The organism is Sinimarinibacterium thermocellulolyticum (assembly GCF_040327995.1).
GTDB lineage: Bacteria > Pseudomonadota > Gammaproteobacteria > Nevskiales > Nevskiaceae > Solimonas > Solimonas thermocellulolyticum.
In genome coordinates this window covers 46,047-52,201 of sequence record NZ_JBEPIJ010000017.1, presented here as the reverse complement: position 1 = coordinate 52,201, position 6,155 = coordinate 46,047, and the positions used below count along the sequence as shown (strand labels likewise).

The 6,155-nt window shown below is 67.0% G+C and carries 5 protein-coding genes; 2 read left to right on the top strand and 3 right to left on the bottom strand.

What is annotated here, in order from left to right; genetic code table 11:
- Positions 1-287: 287 nt before the first annotated feature.
- Together ABSH63_RS13185 and ABSH63_RS13180 are read right to left on the bottom strand one after the other, a co-directional pair.
- Positions 288-1,049, bottom strand: coding sequence for a putative porin (locus ABSH63_RS13185; protein ID WP_352890337.1), 762 nt, complete (start codon positions 1,047-1,049; stop codon positions 288-290).
- A 140-nt stretch (positions 1,050-1,189) separates the two neighbouring features.
- Positions 1,190-3,247 carry a M13 family metallopeptidase gene (locus ABSH63_RS13180; RefSeq protein ID WP_352890336.1) on the bottom strand — a complete coding sequence of 686 codons (2,058 nt, stop codon included), beginning with the start codon at positions 3,245-3,247 and terminating at the stop codon, positions 1,190-1,192.
- 177 nt (positions 3,248-3,424) lie between these two features.
- Between ABSH63_RS13180 and ABSH63_RS13175 the strand changes: the two genes are divergently transcribed.
- Both ABSH63_RS13175 and dacB read left to right on the top strand, forming a co-directional pair.
- Positions 3,425-3,919 (top strand): GAF domain-containing protein, encoded by a 495-nt coding sequence (locus tag ABSH63_RS13175; RefSeq protein WP_352890335.1) that lies wholly within the window; start codon positions 3,425-3,427, stop codon positions 3,917-3,919.
- A gap of 47 nt (positions 3,920-3,966) precedes the next feature.
- Positions 3,967-5,457 (top strand): D-alanyl-D-alanine carboxypeptidase/D-alanyl-D-alanine endopeptidase, encoded by a 1,491-nt coding sequence (dacB, locus tag ABSH63_RS13170; protein WP_352890334.1) that lies wholly within the window; start codon positions 3,967-3,969, stop codon positions 5,455-5,457.
- Here the strand turns inward: dacB and ABSH63_RS13165 are convergent.
- A complete protein-coding gene (locus ABSH63_RS13165; RefSeq protein ID WP_352890333.1) occupies positions 5,451-6,089 on the bottom strand; it encodes a lysoplasmalogenase in 639 nt (212 codons plus the stop codon). The two genes, dacB and ABSH63_RS13165, sit on opposite strands and share 7 nt — an antisense overlap.
- Positions 6,090-6,155: the final 66 nt, after the last annotated feature.

The following is a 6,155-nucleotide window of genomic DNA, read 5'->3' as shown; positions in this document are numbered from 1 at the left end:
CTTGGTAGCATTCCGTCACGGCGGATTCGCTCCAGAGAATTGGCTTCGACAACCGAATTCTACTGGGCAACAGCGAATCCGCCGTGCCTTCTCAGCAGCCTACTCGTGACGGATCCGGGCTAGGCGTGACGCGCGATGTATCCGAGCGGCGCGGCGATGTCGGGAAAATCCTGACAACTGGGAACTCGCGGTCGACGGCGGGGTGGCCGCCGCACGGCCGCGGTGCGCATGAAAAGGGGGCGGGATCACGCCCGCCCCCGGCCGATACAACGGCTGATCGTGACCGATCAGAAGCGCACCAGACCCGAGACGCGAAAGACGTCGTCGTCGCCGTCGTTCTGGGTGAAGTACTCGACCTGACCGGCGATCGCGGGCGTGACGAAATAGCGCGCGCGCAGCAGGAAGTTGTCGTCCTGGTCGGCGAACGAGCCGCCGGCGCCGATGCTGAAAGCCGGGTTGAGGTAGTAGTCGGCGGCGACTTCGAACACCTCGTCGTCGGCCGGATCGTCGAGGAAGGTCACGCTGCCCTCGACGTTCAGCGCCATGCCGCCGCCCAGATCGGCGACGTACTTACCCTCGACGACGATGTCGTCGGTCTCCTCGGCGCCGGGCACATCGACGTCGGTGCGGTCGACACCGGCGGCGATGCGAAGGTTCGGCATCAGCATCCAGCCCGCGCGCACGCCGATGGTGTCGACGTCGACATTGCCGATTTCGGCCGCGGTGTAGCTGCCGTTCAGGTAGAGCTGGTTGAACCAGAACTCGCCATTGACGCCGATGGCGTCGGCGTCGGCGTCGTCGAAGGTCAAATAGCCGATGCCGAGATTGCTCGCGTTGGCGAGAAACGCGGCTTCAGCGAGCGGACGGCCGGCGGTTGCGACGCGATCGAGGTAGTAGGTGAACGCGACGTCAAAGGCCGAGTCGCCTTCGCCGACATCGGGATTGAAGTCGGAGTAACCGGCTTCGAGTTCCATCTGGTAGTCCTGCGCCTGGGCGGTCCCGAGACCCGCAGCCGCGGCCAACGCCAGCGCGAACGCTGTCTTCTTCATCTGGGAAATCTCCTTGGTGAGCAGCCTTGTTGTGGTTACCGTGGCGCCCCGAAACGGCGTGCGTCACAGCGGTGCAGTCTAGCGGATCTGGCCGCCGCGGTGGGGGATTTCACCCAGCGTTCATGTACCGGCATGGCGCATCACCAGATCTTCACGCGCTGTTCCGGGGCAAGGTAGAGCTTGTCGCCCTCCTTGACGTCGAACGCCGTGTACCAGTCCGGCATGTTGCGGACGACGCCGTTGACGCGGAATTCCGACGGCGCATGCGGGTCGGACTTGAGCCGCTGCAGCAGGTTCTCGTCCTTGTAGTTGCGCCGCCAGATCTGCGCCCAGCCGAGCAGCACGCGCTGCGTGCCGGTGAAGCCGTCGATCACCGGCGGTTCGGGATGCGACATCAGATAGGCCTTGAGCGCGATCGACAGGCCACCCAGATCGCCGATGTTCTCGCCGATGGTGAAGGCGCCGTTGACGTGATGGCCGGGCAGGGCCTCGTAGGCATCGTACTGTGCGATCAGCGCACGGGTGCGCTCCTCGAAGCGTTTACGGTCGTCCTCGGTCCACCAGCTCTTGAGGTTGCCGTCGCCGTCGTACTTCGAACCCTGATCGTCGAAGCCATGACCGATCTCGTGGCCGATCACCGCGCCGATGCCGCCGTAGTTCACCGCATCCTCGGCGTTCATGTCGAAGAACGGCGGTTGCAGGATCGCCGCCGGGAACACGATCTCGTTCATGCCCGGGTTGTAGTAGGCGTTCACCGTCTGTGGCGTCATGAACCACTCGTCGCGGTCGATCGGCCCGCCGAGCTTGGCGATCTGGCGATCCATCTCCACCGCGTTCGAGCGCATCACGTTGCCGACCAGATCGTCGGCCTTGACCACCAATGCCGAGTAGTCCTTCCACTTGTCGGGATAGCCGATCTTGGCCGTGAACTTGGACAGCTTGACCAGGGCCTTCTCCTTGGTCTCGTCGCTCATCCAGTCGAGCTCGCGAATGCTGGCCTCGTAGGCCTTGACCAGATTGGCGACCAGCTCCTGCATGCGCGCCTTGGCCGCGGGCGGGAAGTGACGCGCCACGTAGATGCGGCCGAGCACCTCGCCGAGCGCGTCCTCGGTGGCCTTGACACCGCGCTTCCAGCGCGGCTCCAGCTCGGCGATACCGTTGAGCGTCGTGCCGTAGAAAGCGAAGTTCTCGTCGACGAAGCGCTTCGACAACAGCGGTGCGAACGTCGACAGCAGCCGCCACTTCATCCACAGCCGGATCGTCGCCAGATCGGTCTCGTGCAGGATGGCGTCGAAGGCCTCGAAGAAGCTCGGCTGCATGACCACCACGCCGGGCGACTGGCCGATGCCGGTGGCCTCGATGAAGGCCGGCCAGTCGAAGTTCGGCATCAGCTTGGCGAGTTCGTCGAAGCCGTATTTGTTGTAGGTCTTGTCGGCGTCGCGCGAGTCGACGCGGGTCCACTGCGCTCTGGCGAAGCGCGTTTCGAGTTCGAGGATCGCGGCGGCGTGTACATCGGCGCCCTCGATGCCGGCCAGGCGCAGCATGTTGCCGATGTGGGCGCGGTACTTGGCGCGGATCTCGGCGAACTTCTCGCCCTCGTCCAGGTAGTAGTCGCGATCCGGCAGGCCGGTGCCGCCCTGGAACAGGTACAGCGCGTACTGCGTCGAATCCTTGGCATCGGTGTCGACGAACATCGGCATCAGGTAGACGCCCAGCCGCGTGAGGTGCGCAAGCTGCCGCGCCAGCTCGCCGCGCTCGTCGAGGGCGTCGATGCGCGCGAGTTCGCCGGCCAGTGGTTCGAGGCCGAGCTTTTCGATGCGCGCCTCGTCCATGAACGCGGCGTAGTAGTCGCCGACCTTTTGCTCGTCCGAGCCCGGCGGGTGGTTCTTGGCACGTGCGGCCTCCTCGATGATGGCACGCAGTTGCGCCTCGGCTTCGTCGGCAAGATGCGTGAAGCTGCCGTAATTGCTCTTGTCCGCCGGAACCGGGTTGTTCTTCAGCCAGGTGCCGTTGACGTGGCGGTAGAAATCGTCCTGTGGGCGCACCTTCGGATCGAACTGCGCGCGGTCGATGCCGGAACCCAGCGGCGCGGCCTTCGCCGCCTGTGTCGGCGCCGCGGATTCGGTGGTCGGCGGTGTCGATGGGCCGCAGGCGGCGAGCAGTACGGCGCCGATGGCGCAAAGAGCGGTTGCACGCATGTGAGTCCTCGGATGCGGTGGCAAAGCGGACAGCTTAAGCTTTGGTGCGTCCTACACGCGCCCGGAAATTCCACCAGCCCGGCACTTCGATGTTCGATAACAGCGTAATCGGAACTAATATTAAATATAATAACACAGCCCGCACCCTATACTGCGGACTTCCCGACGGAGCAGCGCTTGAGTTTCCAACTGAAGATTCCATCTGGCGCCGGCAAGGCCGCGGCCTACGCCGAATTGGCGCAACAGGCGCAGGCGCTGCTCGCCGGCGAATGCGATGCGGTGGCCAACGCGGCGAATCTGGTGGCCCTGATCTGGCACGGCGTGCCGGACCTGAACTGGGCGGGCTTCTACTTTGCGCGCGACGGCGAGCTGGTGCTCGGTCCGTTCCAGGGCAAGCCGGCCTGTGTGCGCATTCCCTTTGGCCGCGGGGTCTGCGGTAAGGCTGCATCGACACGCACGACGCAGCTCGTCGCCGACGTGCATGCTTTTCCCGGCCACATCGCCTGCGATGCGGCATCGAACGCGGAGATCGTCGTGCCGCTGCTGCGTGGCGCCGAGCTGCTCGGCGTACTCGACCTCGACAGCCCGAGCCGCGGCCGCTTCGATGAGGCCGATCGCGCCGGGTTGGAGCGACTCGCGGCGATCTGGGTCGCCTCGCTGAACGTCGATTGAGGCTTTCGCGCTGGAACTTCGCGGCGCGCCGGTGTATCACGTTGACGATGACGAAAACGGACTTTCCGCGGTGGCCTGCGTTCGGCGCGCTGGCGCTGGCGCTGGCGCTGCTCGCCACCCCTGCTACCGCTGCCTGGGACGCGCTGCAGAAGTTGCAGGCCCAGCGCGGCGCGCGCGTGACCGCGATCGCGGTCGATCTCGATACCGGCAAGACCCTGCAGGCGCTGAACGCCGAAACGCGGCTGTCGCCGGCATCGCTGAGCAAGCTCGTGCTCGCAGCCGCCGCGCTCGAAACCTGGCCCGGCGACAAGACCTTCGCAACCCAGATCCTGTCGATGGCCACGCCCACCGACGGCCGGCTGCCGGCAGACCTGATCGTATACAGCGAGGGCGATGCCACGCTGGACCATCAGGCGCTGTGGTTGCTGGCGGCGCAGGTCAAACGCTCCGGCGTCGAGCAGGTCGATGGCGATCTGGTCGTGCAGGCGGCGCCGTTCGGTCTGCTCGGCTGCGAGACCAAGGATCGCTGCGACGCGCTCACGCGCAGCCATACCGCCTACGACGCGCCGCTGTCGGCCTTCGGCGTGGACTACGGCACCTGGTGCGTCGACGTGCTGCCCGATGCACCGGGCGCCGCTGCACAGGTGCGAAGCTGCGCCGCGGTCGACGTGCCGATTCCCCTCGAAGGCACGATCCAGACCCGCGGCACGCGCAGCGACACCTGGCTGTGGCTCGATCGCATCACCCGCCCCGAGAGCGAGGCGCTGGTGATGGGCGGCAGCGTCCATGCGGCAGCGGGCGGGGTGCGTCTGTACCGCTCGATGGCCGACCCGGCGCTCGGCGCCGGGCTGCTGTTGCGCGAGGTACTCGCCGAGCTCGGCGTCCGCGTTTCCGGCTCGGTGCGCGTCAGCACCGACGCGATCCCGCGCGCCGCGCGTGCGCTGGCGGCGCATCAGGGCATGCCGCTGCGCGAACAGGTCGGCCGCCTGCTGCGCTACTCCAACAACTACATCTCCGACGTGCTGACGCTGGCGATGGCCGCCGAGCGCACGCCGGCACCGGTGACCACGCTGGCCAGCGCCGCGCAGCCCCTTGCCGATCTGGTCGTGCGCGCACGCCGCAACGCCGGCTATGCGGTGCCGACCGGCGACGATGACCGCCCGCTGATGTTCAGCGGCAGTGGCCTGACCCCCGAGAACCGGCTGTCGGCTCGCGATCTGGTCGCGGTGCTGCGCCAGCAGTACCGCGCTACCGACACCTTCCCGTGGTTTTACGCCGGCCTGGTGGTACCGCGGCAGGCGCCAAGCCGCTTCCTGCGCACCGGCAGCGCGGCGTGGAAGGACCGCGTCGCGCTCAAGACCGGCACGCTGACCGAGCCGTACAGCGTGTTCGGCACCGCCGGGTATTTGCGCAAACGCGACGGCGGCTGGATCGCCTTCGCCGCGCTGGTCAATGGCGAGCGGCGCCGCAGCATTGCCGTGAGCGATGCACTGGCGGCGATCCGCAAGGATGTCGAGAAGATTCTCGACCGCTATTGAACGTCGAGGGCTGAGGCCGCGATCAGGCCGATCGACAGCCAGTACGTCGACAGGATCAGACCTTGCGCGCCGGGGTAACGGCCGACGAACTTGCGCGTGCCGAGCGCGCTGTCCGAGATCAGGAACAACCCGGCGCCGATCAGCGCGAGCAGCGCGCCGGTCGATTGCAGGGCGCCGTAGCGCACCGACGCGGTCACCGCCATGCCGGTGAGCACCAGGCCGTAGAGCAGCACCGGCAGCTTGAGCCTGCCGGCGCGCGGCAGCAGCAGCGCCGCGAACGCCGCGCCATAGACCACGAAGCCGAGCGCCCACCACGGCAGCGGCCACGCCGGCAGGCCGATCAGAAACGCCGCCATGAACACCAGGTGCGCGAAGAGAAAGCTCGACAGGCCGCCGATGAACGGCGCATCGCCCTCGAACATCAGGCAGATGTCGCCGACCAGCGACAGCGCCAGACCTGCGAGCACCAGGCTGCGGTAGTCGGACGCCGGGGCGATCCAGGCAATGCCGGCGATCAGCAGCGTCGTCAGCGGCTTGAGCAGTAGGAACAGCGGCGGCTTGGTCTCGCGCCAGTCGGCGGCGATGGCGGCGACGGCGCTGGCGCCACCGAGCGCGGCAAGCAGCGTGAGCATGGCGTTTCCCCGAAGCGAAGGCGGCGTAGAGTAGCGCAGCCAGGAATGCGCGCCGCGCGCAGTCCG